Source organism: Bartonella callosciuri (assembly GCF_014203215.1).
GTDB lineage: Bacteria > Pseudomonadota > Alphaproteobacteria > Rhizobiales > Rhizobiaceae > Bartonella > Bartonella callosciuri.
Genome location: NZ_JACHIM010000006.1, coordinates 17,367 through 30,512 on the forward strand (window position 1 = coordinate 17,367; position 13,146 = coordinate 30,512).

Sequence of the window (13,146 nt, forward strand, 5' to 3'; positions counted from 1 at the left end):
CCATCAGAAGAGAAGCATCAAAAATACGTCGAAAAATACTCGTTAATTTGCCCATCATACCATAACCCTTGAACGATGAGAGAGACTGGTGCGGTGCATGCTATGGCAAAGAGCAAGTGCGAGAGCATCAGCTGCATCACTGCTGTTAAATTCAGCACGCGGCAGCAGAACTTTTACCATCATATGAATTTGTTCTTTAGCACCATGACCAACACCAATAACTGATTTTTTTACCTTATTTGGAGCATATTCAAAAACTGGGAGATTTGCTTGCGCCGGAACAAGGAGTGCGATAGCACGCGCTTGACCAAGTTTCAAAGTTGCCGTAGCATCCTTGTTGACAAATACATGTTCCACAGCGGCTTCATGAGGCATAAATTGATGTACAATTTCTGAGAGCCCTTTGTAAAGCTGACAGAGTCTAGAAGCAAGGTCACACCCACCATCAGAAGAAATCGTTCCTGCCGCAATGAATTGCAAGCGATTACCAGAGAGATCGATAACGCCCCATCCTGTACGCCGTAGACCGGGATCAATACCTATAATACGAATCGTCTCTGCCATAAAGCAAGCTTATCCATTTTTTCCAGGCTTGAACAGGGGTGGGACAAAAGAGAGAACAACAGAACAATTAAACAAGGAAAGAGATCAAAGGTTATTTTAACAGAGAAAGCATACAACCACATGGAAAAAAAGCGAAGGACAAAATTTTCTAAGACCGTCTAAATGCTGTCTTAAGCAATTCGATCTGTTTTCCCACGGGATTTTTCTCTTCCAATATGTGGGAAGATCTCTCTTCTTTACCAGATCGCATATATTGCATGCGCGCTTCTAGACGAAGTGAACGTGCGACAAAATCGCGGAAAACTTCTGGCAACTCTTTCCAATGCGTCGTTTCGAGTTTCAACGTCGGTGTATGAAGCGATACCTTTGCGATTTCTTTTTGTATTTGTTCTGATGACATTTCTCCTTCACGTTCTGCACGAAGCAGAAGGAGTTGCGAAGCGATTTGCATAAGCCGTGTACTTAAATACATGGCTTCTTTTGCATAAATTGCAGAAACTTCTGCTGAGAGAGAACGCGTTGCTAATTTCCCTTCTGTATCAATATAAGTTGCTGTTTCTTCAATCAACGTCATCGTCTCTTCATAGAGGCGATTGAAAGCATTTTCGAAAGCACTATGCTCAATCATGATAATGGGCTCATCATAAGGACGTTTATGTGCACTCACGTTTCTATACTCCAAATATCATCAAAAAAATTATGATACATAACGAAATTGAGAATGAAAAAGTTTCTTTTGTTGCCGTGTAAAATGCTTTTTTTGAGTACCTTTTTTCAAACTTTTACGCAATGCACTTCTTAATCTAAGGTTAACGCGTCATAGGACAGCGTTACAGGCTGACTGGTTTCCTTAAAAAGGACCGTTGAAGAAATCGACGTTTTTCACAATAACAGGTATCTCCAAACTGCATAGTAATCCCACTTATAATCAAGCAGCTATCGGAAAAAAACGTTCCTGTCATCACCGTCTTTAAAACTTTTCCAAACATTGCAAACAGCATTCCTATTACAAAGACTGGTAGACTTTGTTTGCCTAAAATTGCTAAGGGATGTTTTTCTGAGACAGAAAACCACTTATGTAAACGAGGCCAACAAAGGGTCAGCGATGATAATGCCACAACATGGAGTAAACGGGGCAAACTTAAAAAAGTTTTATTAAAATTAATCAATGGGGAAGACCAACCAAGCCATCCCAAAACGCCCCACCAATTTAAGCGAACCCATAACAATGAGAACAAAAGGTATATGGCTGAAAGAACAACCAGGAAAAGCTGAAAGATGATTGTTTTCCCTTGTTTTAGAGGTAAAGCAGCGATCAACCCTAGGACAAACAAGAATTGCCATGACCAAGAGTTCAAAAACCACTTTCCCTGTAAGGGGTAAGAAGGTGAGGCAATTTTATAAAATCCGCAAATGAGATAGAGTATGAACAAGCCCCAAAGCAACAGTCCCCAAAGCAACAGTCCCCAAAGCAACAGTCCCCAAAGCAACAGTCCCCAAAGCAACAGTCCTTTGTGTTTACCACTCAAATAAAGCGCAAAAGGTGCAAAAAGCATCAACACAATATAAAGCGGAAGAATATTATTATACCCTAATTGATGCCAAAAGCTTAAGGTGCTAAAAAATGCTATGAAAGGCTTTGTAAAAAAGAATCCGACATTGTTTATCGCTAAAATCTTTTCTGTATGCCACAATAAAAAGGTACCTATAAAAAGGCTTAAAGTTGCAGAAGTCGTAAACAGATATGCCCTATAAAGCTGAAGAGCTCTACGCCAAAGTTTGCGTCTAATGAAATTAAAAGACTCCTGATATAACCGGACATGAAAGCTTAGCTCTAGAGAAATTCCTGAAAGCAAAACAAAAATTTCTGCTGAATCAGAAAAACCGAATTTTTTATGTGTTATATATTCGTATAAAGTCCCGGGAATGTGGTTGATGAAAATCGTCAACAAGGCTAAAGAACAAAAAACATCGATGCGTGTATCTCGCGGAAAAGGATGCATATTATGATTTAAAACACCCTGGTATCCCATAAAGTGGGCCCCCACAAGTCACAAAAGCAGAAGTTCATTTTAGCAAAGAAATTCTACAAGATAAAGGCTTAATTTTAAAGGGTTAAATTTCTCTCTATTTAAGGAATTAAGGATGTTGTATGCCAAAAGAAAAGAATAAACCGATTGATCCTCCTCTTTTTCCTCAATTGGTTTTGACATTAGATGTTCGACGTATCTTACAGTCCACTTTTTTACGTCAAATCTTGCAAACAAAGGCTTTTACATGCGTTATTCTCTATGATTCTGAGAAAGATGAAGCTTTTTTACAAAAACAAGCGCAAATCTACGCAGAGGATATCCAAAATAACGACGCCGCCCTTCTCATAGCTGGAGACAGCCGAATTGCTGGACGCATAAAAGCAGATGGTTTGCACATAGAGGGCGATCTTAACGCCCTCGAGCACTTTGAAAATCAGAAAAAGGAACAAAAAATAATCGGCTTTGGCAATCTGCGTAATCGCCATTGTGCCATGATAGCGGGAGAAGCAGGTGTCGATTATCTGTTATTTGGGAAACTGGGTGCGGATAAAAAACCGCAGGCTCACCCCCGCAATCTCCAATTAGCAGGGTGGTGGGCAGAGCTTATGGAAATCCCTGCCGTTGTTCAAGCAGGAAGTGACTTTGCGACTTTTGATGAGGTATTAAAAACCACCTGTGAATTTATTGCCGTTGAACAAGCCATTTTCGCCCATGAGAATCCCTTGATGATACTTGAAATGATGAAAGAAAAATGCAAAAAATCCCCCTTGTGATGCGGGGGAAACATCCATGATGGGGGAAACATCCATGATCAAGTATTGATAAAAAAATAAAGTATTGATAAAAAACCACATGCTCGCCTCTGTACTGTCTAAATAACACACACAATTACAGAAAAGGGAATACAAAAGAGGGGTAAAAATGGAATACAGAGGGATGTTTGAAGCCTTAAGACATAGTTCACACAACTGGATATGAAATCACAGAAGAGAAAATCTTATACTCTCAATCCATTAAAACAGGGACATCAGCTCAAATTCTTTAATGGAGCAATACTTAACCGGTTTGAAAAAGGAACTCTTCAATTTCAAGGTAAAGAAATTGCGAAGCTGAAGCTAAAACAAGAATTTGGCTAAGCATATAAAGATTTGGCTAAGCATATAGAAGAAAAATCAAAGACTTCTTCTACACAAACTTCTTCCCATGTATTAAAATCTTCTTCTCCAAAAATCTTTATCGTCCACGGGCATGATTCTGCTGCCCTAGAGTAACTTGAACTTACTCTTCGCAGGCTTGGGTTCGAACCTTACATCTTACAAAATACGAGCAGTAATGGTTCAACCATAATTGAAGCTTTGGAAAAGGAAATCTGTAAACCAACCTGTTTTATAAAATTTATTATTGTCCTGCTTACTCCCGATGACATAGGCTGTTCCAAAATTGACGGTCAAGAACAAGCAAAACCTCGTGCACGACAAAATGTTATTCTCGAAATGGGTATATTAAGGTCCGCACTTTCTCGCAAAAATGTTGCTATTCTAAGAAAACAAAACATTGAAATACTTTCAAATGTCGAAGGAATTTTATACATTCCTTTTAAAAACCACGTAGGAGAAACAATTCCAAAAATTATCGATCGATTAATAGACTCTGGATTCACTATAGATGCAAAGAAAGCTGCTTATGCATTAAATTAAACTTGAATAACGTCCCCATCTTTAGTTTCTGAACGCACTTTGTACGCTTGTAATTCACTTTAGTAAACAAGATCAATATGTAAAAGTGCCACTGCTTTTCTTGTCATTTTTGATTTGATGAGAAACAGAGTGCCTCTTTAAAAAATTATACATTACAAAAACTGTTTTAATTTTATTGCACCTCCTCCTAAAATCACTTTACTATCAAGCACGTTTTTTGGTCGTCTACATGACGATCAACAAGGGATTAAAAGCCTGAAGTCCCGATACATAAAATGAGCTCATGCTATGAATATCATAGGAAATCCGGAGATTTTGCTCTGTCCAGGTGCCATGAGCACTAAAAGCAAAAAGCTGACTAGAGCTCAGTACTTTTAACTCCCGGAAGTCCAACGCGAGGGCACTCGCCCCCCAATGCCCGATGGAAGAGCTTTAAAATGCAAGAAAAATATTCCTAACGATATTTTGTTGGCAAAAAAATTCGTTTCAAAAGAAGAACGTAAGCCATTTTTTGATGATTTAAGCGGAGGTTTTTAAATGTTTCGCAACGCTCCAGCTCTCCTTCCCATTCTGTAGGGAAGGAAGAAGCACTTGTTTTATTGAAAATAATAGGAAAGGATGAAGTTTTACAATGCCTAGAATAAAACTTCCTAACAAAAGAACTAAAAATGAAAAAATTTCTTCTGACTTTTTTACAAAAAAGAAGAGCTATCGCTTGGCAACTTTAGTCGACATATTGCCTGTTATCACAGCCAACATATCCAGAAAACACACCTCAATTTGTTTTCCCAAGACCTAAACCACCAAAAGCAAGAATGTCTCTCTTGGAAGCTGCGCATCTCGTGTTCCACGAGATGCCTTCTTTATCAAGAGCCTCTCTCTTTATTTACTCAATTAATTAATGGAGCATGACATCCATTGTTGGCCACTATACTCTCTCGGGTCAAGATTTCTACAAGCATTATGCAATCCTAGAGCCAAAAGAATTGAACGATACTTTTCTTGAATTTGAAATCTGTCAGCTTTATAAGAAAAGAGGTTGTTTCTCTCAGGAACAACAATTTTATTAAGAATCTGTTTCTCTCTGGTTCCTAAACCATTTTGTGTTATAATTTTTTCCACTATCGCATCTCTCTTACTCCCCCAGCCAGTCCCCACCGGCAATGCACTAGCTGTTACCGGGGATAATACTGAAAAAACGGAAAACAAAGCCACAGCTAAAACAACACGTTTCATGAAATAAACCCTTCTATAAAATTAAATTTACAAATGATCTTGCTATGAAATAATGTAGTACAAATTATGACAATAACACATTTTGATCACAATATAGATATACATTTTGGTTATAACTGTCAACAAATAAATGAAAGTTTTTTGTCGCTCAGATTCGATCATTCGATTAGTATGTTAACATCTACCATGGTTAAGGAGTTTTTGATCAAAAAAAGAATCCCTAAGAATTACATGACCGATACTGAATATGAAGAATTGCGAGCAGGTGGTTTAGGCACCCCCTATAAGCTCTCCTCTTTGATCATGATTTCGGAGCCGCGTGAGAGGGAATAAAACAAGCCGCACGCCGCGTCAGGCACCTTGTAAGGGTTTCCTTGCCCCTAAAACCTAAGGCTTGTTAGTCCTCTCATTAAATGCGGGTCTAATGTCATTATTTTGGTGAGCGGACGGAGAATTTGAGAAGCGGTAGCCTCTCATTAAAAAATAATTTTTTAATAAAAACTATTTTTATTGCGATCTTCTCAAATTACTTTACTATTAAGCACGTGTTTTGATCATCTACGCAACCACCAATAAGGGATCTAAAAAACCTATAATCCGAGCGTAAAAATGAGCCTATTCTGTGAACATCCCGGGATTCCAGGAGTTTTTGTTTTGTCCAGGTGCTCTCAATACTAAAAGCAAAATGCTGATTCGAGGTCAGTGTTTTAGACTCCCGGAATACCAATGCGAGGGTGCTCGCACCTGGTGGGGGAAATGCAATCTTTTTAATGACATTTTTTTATAGGCAAAAAATTCGCTTCAAAAGAAAAATGTTGAACAGACAAGATCAATGCGCAAAAGTGCTACCGCTTTTTTGGTTATTTTTGATTTGAGAAGAGTTGGAGTGCCTCTCATTAAAGCCTCCCATTAAAGCCTTCCATTAAAGCCTCTCATTAAAGCCTCTCATTAAAGCCTCTCATTAAAGCCTCTCATTAAAGCCTCTCATTAAAGCCTCTCATTAAAGCCTCTCATTAAAGCCTCCCGTTAAAGCCTCTCATTAAAGCCTCTCATTAAAGCCTCTCATTAAAGCCTCTCATTAAAGCCTCCCATTAAAGCCTCCCATTAAAGCCTCCCATTAAAGCCTCCCATTAAAGCCTCCCATTAAAGCCTCCCATTAAAGCCTCTCATTAAAGCCTCCCATTAAAGCCTCTCATTAAAGCCTCTCATTAAAGCCTCTCATTAAAAATGAGATGTTACAAAAACCTTTTCATTTTTATTGTAAATCCCCTGAAATTACTTTATACCTCAAAAGGTGATTTTGGTCGTATACGCAACGACTAATAGGGATCTAAAAACCCGAAACCTCGATACATAAAATTTACCCCGCTTTGTGGGTGTCCCGGAATTCCGGGAGATTTTGCTATGTCCAGGTGCTCTTAGCACTAAAAGCAAAATGCTGATTCGAGGTCAGTGTTTTAGACTCCCGGAATACCAATGCGAGGGCGCTCGCACCCGGTGGGGGAAATGCAAGCCAAAAATCTTCTTAACGACATTTTTATAGGCAAAAAAATTCGTTATAGGCGAAAAATGCTGAAAATGTCTCAAAAACAATTAGGTCAATCCTTAGGTATAACCTTTCAACAAATCCAAAAGTATGAAAAAGGATTGAATCGTGTAAGTGCGGGGCGTTTGAAGGAGATTGCCGATATACTAAATGTTCCACTTTCCTTTTTTTACCCTGATCTATTAACAAAAAAAGAAATCCCATCCCATCATGATGAGATAATATCAAGCAGAGAGGAATATCTGCTTTTAAAAAGATTTAGAGTTCTGACCTCTGTAAAACAAAAAGCAATTTTACAGTTACTCTCTGATCAGAATGAAAATTTTTAAAATCATCAGTATAGGGTGCTAGCCTCTCTGTTCTTGGCTTGCCTCACACACCTCAAAGGACGGAGCTTCCTCCCAACGCCGATCTGTAAATAATCCAGCTGAATGGGTTCCTCTTGGCTTCTCACTGCATGTGGTTCATTTCATAAGCTCTACGGACAAACCTTGCCTTGAAGATTCACCACACCATCTAAAAAACACCACACGGGTAAGTTTTATGCCTTACATCACCACACCTCAAACGATCGTTTTTTCTGATATAGAATATTATTATAAGAACAGATATGTTTTAAAATTGTGTCCTTTAAGGAGATAAAAAATCAAAGGAAGATAGGAAACTCACGCCGAGCATGTACCACAGTAACAATTTCGATTTGGTTTATGGCTATACTCGGTACGGTATAAGATAATTTGGATGAGCTACAATTTCTCTTAACCCTAATACCCTCTTTTAATACAAGTATTGGATGTTCAGATAACGGTAGCACAGACACTTCCAGCAGTTTCTTCATTTATCGCGCAGCAGAGGGGTTTTCACGAGCAATATTTCACGAGCAATATAAGTTAAAATTTGACGTAAATCGCTACGAGCTGAATCTAACCAGACAACCGGTAACACTATAAATTTTTCTGTTCAGCAACAAGTTTGTCGATTACCGCTTCCATTTCAGCCATAACCTCATCATGCGGAATAACAGAACGCGGATTAGCAAAATTACTTGCTACCTTGTTATGCAACCAGTCAGTATAACTCAATTCCCATTCAGCTGTCTCAAACTCTGAAACTAATGAAGAAAGAGCAGTCTTCATAGCGGTATTTCCTTTATAGTTATCGCTAAAAATAAGAGTTACTATTGATTATGGATTCAATATCGAGCAATTGAAAATATTTAACTTTTTAACGTTTATTGAGTAAAGTATTGATGGTAAAGATAGTATAATATTAATCAAATCCATGGTATTTACAGCACAACAGGAGAAGCACTCATGCGTATTTTTCAAAAGGGCCGCTCTCAAAAAGAAACGCTTGAAAATTTATCTGGTCGATCTGGAGGAGTGCCTAACACATCATTTATTTTATAATGGTGATGGAGGACGTAATCTTAACATGAAAGCGCAAAAGATTGCTTTTTTATCGCAATTACCAAAAGCAGAAATTTATTTAAAATATACGCTGCAAGAAGCACTTCAAAAAAGCCTTTAAATATGAGAGCTGGAACCATTATTCCTAGTGTTATGAGCAATCCTATGAAGGGTGATTTGCTCAGATAAATCATAGTCTAGTTAAGAGAAAGTGTTTACGATTCAGCCACAAGTCAAAATGTTTTAATTCCTATGGGGCGCAGTCGGGATTAAAATGACCGTAAAAATCTAAACACTCAACCAACAATTACTCTTCGTCTCGGTTATAATTTCAACGTTATGGAGACGAAAGATATCATTTTACCCCTTGGCAAGGTCATCCAATGGCCGCACTTCCCTCCTGATAAGTCCATCTAAAAGTACTATATAACTACCGCACATCACGAAAAGAATTGTACCTATAGTATATTTTTACCTATTTTTGGTACTTTTAACATCTATATTTTGTATGTTAATTATAAGCTTTAAGCACACTTAGGGATGATCATAGTTTTTTAAAGAAACGAATGAAAAAAATACCGCGTGATTGGAAATCGACATGTTGTTAGTATAGTTATGAGAAAATCAGCCCAAGGATACTGAAGAACAGAAATTATACGTTCATCCTCCTTTGGTGTGAGTCTGTAAATTAAGTTTACACCTATATTTTGCTGTTTTTTTATTGTGTTGTTTTTTGGGTTGATCTGTATAGATCACGTGATATCCCTTTCGTCGCAACAGATTGACAAATAAAGGAGTAAAGTTGCTCTTATTTCGATGTAGGCTTTTCCCAAGAGAGCATAACAATTAGGGGGGAATAATTGAAGATGTTGAAATATTTATTGTTGCCACCGCTTGTGCTGGCGGCCGGTTCTGCATCTGTGAATAATTATTCATCAAGTTATGTTGGTCAAGGCATTAAGAAGAATGCTGCAAAATTCATCGCTCATGATTATATCAGCAAGATCAAAAGACCTTTACCACCCACCACAACCATACTTAATTATAAAGAAAAATAGTACAGAAGGCAACTTTACTCCTTTATTTGTCAATCTGTTGCGACGAAAAGGATATCACGTGATCTATACAGATCAACCCAAAAAACAACACAATAAAAAAACAGCAAAATATAGGTGTAAACTTAATTTACAGACTCACACCAAAGGAGGATGAACGTATAATTTCTGTTCTTCAGTATCCTTGGGCTGGCGGACCAAATTATTATATTACGTATTTATGAGAATAGATGAATCCCCCATTTAATATGAACATTCTCTCTATTTTAAACGTAAAGACTTAAAAGCCCTTGTGAAAGAAAAGCGATTTACACCGCAACAAAAACTCTTGTTTTTATCCAAAATGAATAATTTTTATCTCTTATAACGATGCAAAATGACGTTACGGTTTTTAAATTTAAACATAAAGGGATTGATAAAAATCTAGCCTCTTTGGAGAATTTTGTTTTGCATAATTTTCTCAATAATCAAAGACTCAACAATATCACCGTCAGCATTTTCGCATAGTTTGGTAGAACAAGAAGAAACTAAGATCCAAGATCATTGCAAAATACATCCGCAACGGGGAGTATTTGATCAATTCAAATTTTGTTTCCAATGGAAAAATCGTTGTTTTCTCATCGCATGTTAGTCGTAAAGGATAGTATGGAAAGAACGCTCCTTTACCCTGTTGAAAATATTTCTTTTTCAACCCTGAAAGCAAATCCTCTTTTTGAATAAATTTTACAACGGGAATTTATGGCAAAAACATCCATGATAAGGGATTAAGAAAAAACACAAACTCACCGTCCGCGTTATCCAATTGGCATAATAGCCGACAGAGATTATACCCTACCTACACTTGTTCAAGTAAGAAGCGATTTTGCGATTTTTGCTGAGGTATTAAAAACCGTATGTGAATTTATAGCCGTCGAAGAAGTCATTTTTGCCCATGAGAATTCCTTGATGATACTTGAAATGATGAAAGAAAAATGTGAAAATTCTCCTTTGTGATGCGGAGAAAACATCCATGATCAAAAGCTTTAAACTGCTTATGCTGGTGGCGATTTGGCTTGCAATTGCTGTTGCGAGTTGTGCTGCCAATGCCAAAGAATTCTCAAATCTTGAAGGCTCTCTCAATACGATTCAAAAAACTTCAAACATGAAAGAACCTTTCCAGCCTTTACAAGCTGGACAATATGATCAAGCTTATGACTATTACATCCAAGGCTATTATTTGAAAGCCTTTCGTGAAGCACTCAGGCGCGCTGAACAAAATGATCCCTTCGCACAAACTCTCGTTGGCCGACTTTATATAGAAGGGTGCGCTGTTCCTACTGACGGCGCGCGTGCCGCTTTGTGGTTTGGACGTGCGGCAAAACAAGGTGAACCACAAGCGCAACTGCGCTATGGCCTTATATTGTTTGACGGTCATTTTATTGCGCAAAATCAAGAACGAGGTGAACAGTTTATTCGAAAGGCTTTAGAGGCTGGTGTAAAAGAAGCCTATTTCTATTATGGACGATTGCTTCTTTATAAAGCTTCGCAAGAAGAACAGGCTCTTCCAGGGGTTACTTCACAAAGTCGTGAAAATGAGGCAACAGAACAGGCACTCAAATGGTTCTTAAAAGGTGCTGCTCTTGGTGATTCTGAAGCTGCTTTTGCTGCAGCGAAAATTCTTGCCTCAGGAACTTTAACGCGACCAAAGGATGATCGTAATGCACGTAAACTCATAGAAGTTGCTGCTCAAAATAACCACTCGCTAGCCCAAATTCTTTTGGCGCAATGGCTTGTACAAGGTCGTGGGGGAGAAACCGATTTTCAACGTGCTTTTCATTTGCTTCATAGCAACGCCATCAACATGATCCCACCAGCACAGATCTCTCTTGCAAGACTTTACCGCGATGGAATAGGAACTAAAGGCGATATGATAATGGCAGCGGCATGGTATATGCTTGCAAGACATGCAAAACTACAAGCACCTGATCTTGAAACAATGCTTGACGGTATGGACAATACCCAATTAGAAAAAGCACGCAAAGAAGCAATAAAGCTTCTTCCTGTTTTTTAAGAAATACTTGAAAAAATGAGATCCTCTCATTCCAAGAAAGTCATCCGCATAAAAACCTGCACAAGAATCGCTAAAAAATCCTCCTAAAATCCCTAAAAAATCTTTGTGCAAATTTTTAAAGGGCTTGCGTCTTAGCACTTTTTGTGGTCTTGCAAAGAGCAGAAAAGTAAGAACATATAAAACGTCTTCTTTGAAGATACTTTTTAGGCTTTTTTCTCTGCAAAGAGCATGGGGAAAGCCCACCGCAAAGACAACGAAAGAGCAAACTGAACAAGAAGCTCAAAGGAACCGACCTCAAAAACAACAAGGGGGTTCATGATAAAATAACAAAAGAGCTTGCCACAAAGACAATGATGGGAAAAACCCTAAGAACAAAAAGAGAGCTCTTTTTGCAAGAATGGAACTGGATAGAAACGATGAAAATTAATGGCAATGAAATTCGCCCTGGTAATGTAATTGAGCATCAAGGAAGTTTATGGGTAGCCGTTAAATGCAATGCCGTAAAACCAGGAAAAGGTGGTGCATTTAACCAAGTCGAAATGAAAAATTTGATTGATGGTACAAAACTCAATGAACGATTTCGTGCGGCTGAAACGGTTGAACGCGTGCGTCTTGAACAAAAAGATTTTACGTTTCTTTATCAACAAGGTGATGCTTTAGTCTTTATGGATTCGCAATCCTATGAACAACTTGAATTGCAAAAAGATTTTGTTGGTGAACGCGCTGCTTTTCTTCAAGATGGGATGACGGTCACAGTTGAACTTTATCAAGAAAAACCAATCGGCATATCGCTTCCTGACCAGGTTACTGTCACAATTGCTGAGGCTGATCCTGCCATCAAAGGACAAACGGTGACAGCCTCTTATAAACCTGCCATTCTTGAAAACGGTATTCGCATTCTTGTTCCACCTTTTATTAATGCCGGTGAACGTGTCATTGTAGACACCAACGAGTTAATTTATTTGCGCCGTGCAAATGAAAAGGATAAATAAAGGAATAAAACATGGCCCATTCTGCAATCATGAATGTCATGGTGCAAGCTGCAATGAAAGCTGGACGCTCATTGGTGCGTGATTACGGTGAAGTGCAAAATTTACAAGTGTCTTTAAAAGGACCAGCCGATTACGTGAGCCAAGCAGACCGCAAAGCTGAAAAAATTATTTTCAATGAATTAAGCAAGGCACGACCAAAATTTGGTTTTCTGATGGAAGAGTCTGAGGAAATTATCGGAGAAGATTCACAACATCGTTTTATTGTCGATCCTTTGGATGGAACAACAAATTTTCTCCATGGCATTCCTTTTTTTGCTGTTTCTATTGCCTTAGAAAGTCAAGGAAAAATTGTTGCTAGTGTCATTTATAATCCCGTGAGTGATGAACTGTTTAGCGCTGAACGTGGTGGTGGTGCTTTCTTTAATGACCGACGCTGTCGCGTTTCTGCACGGCGAAGATTAGAAGATTGTGTCATTGCAACGGGGATGCCCCATCTTGGTCGCCCCCATCATGGAGCATATCTTATTGAATTGCACAATGTGATGGCAGAAGTTTCTGGACTTC

At 38.4% G+C, this 13,146-nt stretch carries 13 protein-coding genes and 2 pseudogenes; 9 read left to right on the forward strand and 6 right to left on the reverse strand.

Annotated elements, in window-relative coordinates; translation table 11 throughout:
• Positions 1–54: 54 nt before the first annotated feature.
• The 3 genes from ruvC to HNQ69_RS05810 all read right to left on the reverse strand — a co-directional run bounded on the left by ruvC (position 55) and on the right by HNQ69_RS05810 (position 2,597).
• Entirely contained in the window at positions 55–564 is a 510-nt protein-coding gene (gene ruvC, locus HNQ69_RS05800; RefSeq protein WP_183229127.1) for a crossover junction endodeoxyribonuclease RuvC, read from the reverse strand.
• A gap of 148 nt (positions 565–712) precedes the next feature.
• Positions 713–1,231, reverse strand: coding sequence for a DUF1465 family protein (locus tag HNQ69_RS05805; protein ID WP_183229128.1), 519 nt, complete (start codon positions 1,229–1,231; stop codon positions 713–715).
• Positions 1,232–1,394: 163 nt separating this feature from the next.
• Positions 1,395–2,597, reverse strand: a complete 1,203-nt coding sequence (locus HNQ69_RS05810) for an OpgC family protein (RefSeq protein WP_183229129.1) — start codon at positions 2,595–2,597, stop codon at positions 1,395–1,397.
• Positions 2,598–2,716: 119 nt separating this feature from the next.
• Between HNQ69_RS05810 and HNQ69_RS05815 the strand changes: the two genes are divergently transcribed.
• Both HNQ69_RS05815 and HNQ69_RS05820 read left to right on the forward strand, forming a co-directional pair.
• Complete coding sequence (locus HNQ69_RS05815; RefSeq protein ID WP_183229130.1) at positions 2,717–3,370, forward strand: thiamine phosphate synthase; 654 nt, start codon at positions 2,717–2,719, stop codon at positions 3,368–3,370.
• Between the two features lie 537 nt (positions 3,371–3,907).
• The gene (locus HNQ69_RS05820) at positions 3,908–4,294 is read left to right on the forward strand and encodes a TIR domain-containing protein (RefSeq protein ID WP_343056868.1); all 387 of its coding nucleotides are present in this window, start codon (positions 3,908–3,910) and stop codon (positions 4,292–4,294) included.
• An 894-nt stretch (positions 4,295–5,188) separates the two neighbouring features.
• Here the strand turns inward: HNQ69_RS05820 and HNQ69_RS05825 are convergent.
• Entirely contained in the window at positions 5,189–5,530 is a 342-nt protein-coding gene (locus tag HNQ69_RS05825; RefSeq protein WP_183229131.1) for a hypothetical protein, read from the reverse strand.
• A gap of 1,476 nt (positions 5,531–7,006) precedes the next feature.
• Between HNQ69_RS05825 and HNQ69_RS05830 the strand changes: the two genes are divergently transcribed.
• Positions 7,007–7,405, forward strand: coding sequence for a helix-turn-helix domain-containing protein (locus HNQ69_RS05830; RefSeq protein ID WP_183229132.1), 399 nt, complete (start codon positions 7,007–7,009; stop codon positions 7,403–7,405).
• Between the two features lie 615 nt (positions 7,406–8,020).
• Here the strand turns inward: HNQ69_RS05830 and relB are convergent.
• Positions 8,021–8,212, reverse strand: a complete 192-nt coding sequence (gene relB, locus HNQ69_RS05835) for a type II toxin-antitoxin system RelB family antitoxin (protein WP_183229133.1) — start codon at positions 8,210–8,212, stop codon at positions 8,021–8,023.
• A 217-nt stretch (positions 8,213–8,429) separates the two neighbouring features.
• On the opposite strand from relB, the gene HNQ69_RS05840 reads away from it, so the two are divergent.
• Entirely contained in the window at positions 8,430–8,606 is a 177-nt protein-coding gene (locus HNQ69_RS05840; protein WP_183229134.1) for a hypothetical protein, read from the forward strand.
• A gap of 433 nt (positions 8,607–9,039) precedes the next feature.
• Here the strand turns inward: HNQ69_RS05840 and HNQ69_RS07975 are convergent.
• Positions 9,040–9,289, reverse strand: a pseudogene (locus tag HNQ69_RS07975) (hypothetical protein); the annotation flags it as partial.
• 56 nt (positions 9,290–9,345) lie between these two features.
• On the opposite strand from HNQ69_RS07975, the gene HNQ69_RS08250 reads away from it, so the two are divergent.
• From HNQ69_RS08250 to HNQ69_RS07985, 5 genes and pseudogenes are all read left to right on the forward strand, one after another.
• A complete protein-coding gene (locus HNQ69_RS08250) occupies positions 9,346–9,543 on the forward strand; it encodes a hypothetical protein (protein WP_343056864.1) in 198 nt (65 codons plus the stop codon).
• An 843-nt stretch (positions 9,544–10,386) separates the two neighbouring features.
• Positions 10,387–10,533, forward strand: a pseudogene (locus tag HNQ69_RS07980) (thiamine phosphate synthase); the annotation flags it as partial.
• A gap of 16 nt (positions 10,534–10,549) precedes the next feature.
• The gene (locus HNQ69_RS05850; protein WP_183229195.1) at positions 10,550–11,590 is read left to right on the forward strand and encodes a tetratricopeptide repeat protein; all 1,041 of its coding nucleotides are present in this window, start codon (positions 10,550–10,552) and stop codon (positions 11,588–11,590) included.
• Positions 11,591–12,006: 416 nt separating this feature from the next.
• Positions 12,007–12,582 (forward strand): elongation factor P, encoded by a 576-nt coding sequence (efp, locus tag HNQ69_RS05855; protein ID WP_183229196.1) that lies wholly within the window; start codon positions 12,007–12,009, stop codon positions 12,580–12,582.
• A gap of 11 nt (positions 12,583–12,593) precedes the next feature.
• Positions 12,594–13,146 (forward strand): inositol monophosphatase family protein (locus HNQ69_RS07985; protein WP_246348537.1); only part of this gene is annotated, 553 nt, incomplete at its 3' end.

What these genes read in the sequence shown, in the direction of transcription:
- efp (WP_183229196.1), top strand. Translation starts at nt 12,007, where the DNA reads ATGAAAATTAATGGCAATGAAATTCGCCCTGGTAATGTAATTGAGCAT.
- HNQ69_RS05830 (WP_183229132.1), top strand. Translation starts at nt 7,007, where the DNA reads ATGCGAGGGCGCTCGCACCCGGTGGGGGAAATGCAAGCCAAAAATCTT.
- HNQ69_RS05815 (WP_183229130.1), top strand. Translation starts at nt 2,717, where the DNA reads ATGCCAAAAGAAAAGAATAAACCGATTGATCCTCCTCTTTTTCCTCAA.
- ruvC (WP_183229127.1), bottom strand. Translation starts at nt 564, where the DNA reads ATGGCAGAGACGATTCGTATTATAGGTATTGATCCCGGTCTACGGCGT.
- HNQ69_RS05850 (WP_183229195.1), top strand. Translation starts at nt 10,550, where the DNA reads ATGATCAAAAGCTTTAAACTGCTTATGCTGGTGGCGATTTGGCTTGCA.
- HNQ69_RS05825 (WP_183229131.1), bottom strand. Translation starts at nt 5,530, where the DNA reads ATGAAACGTGTTGTTTTAGCTGTGGCTTTGTTTTCCGTTTTTTCAGTA.
- relB (WP_183229133.1), bottom strand. Translation starts at nt 8,212, where the DNA reads ATGAAGACTGCTCTTTCTTCATTAGTTTCAGAGTTTGAGACAGCTGAA.
- HNQ69_RS05810 (WP_183229129.1), bottom strand. Translation starts at nt 2,597, where the DNA reads ATGGGATACCAGGGTGTTTTAAATCATAATATGCATCCTTTTCCGCGA.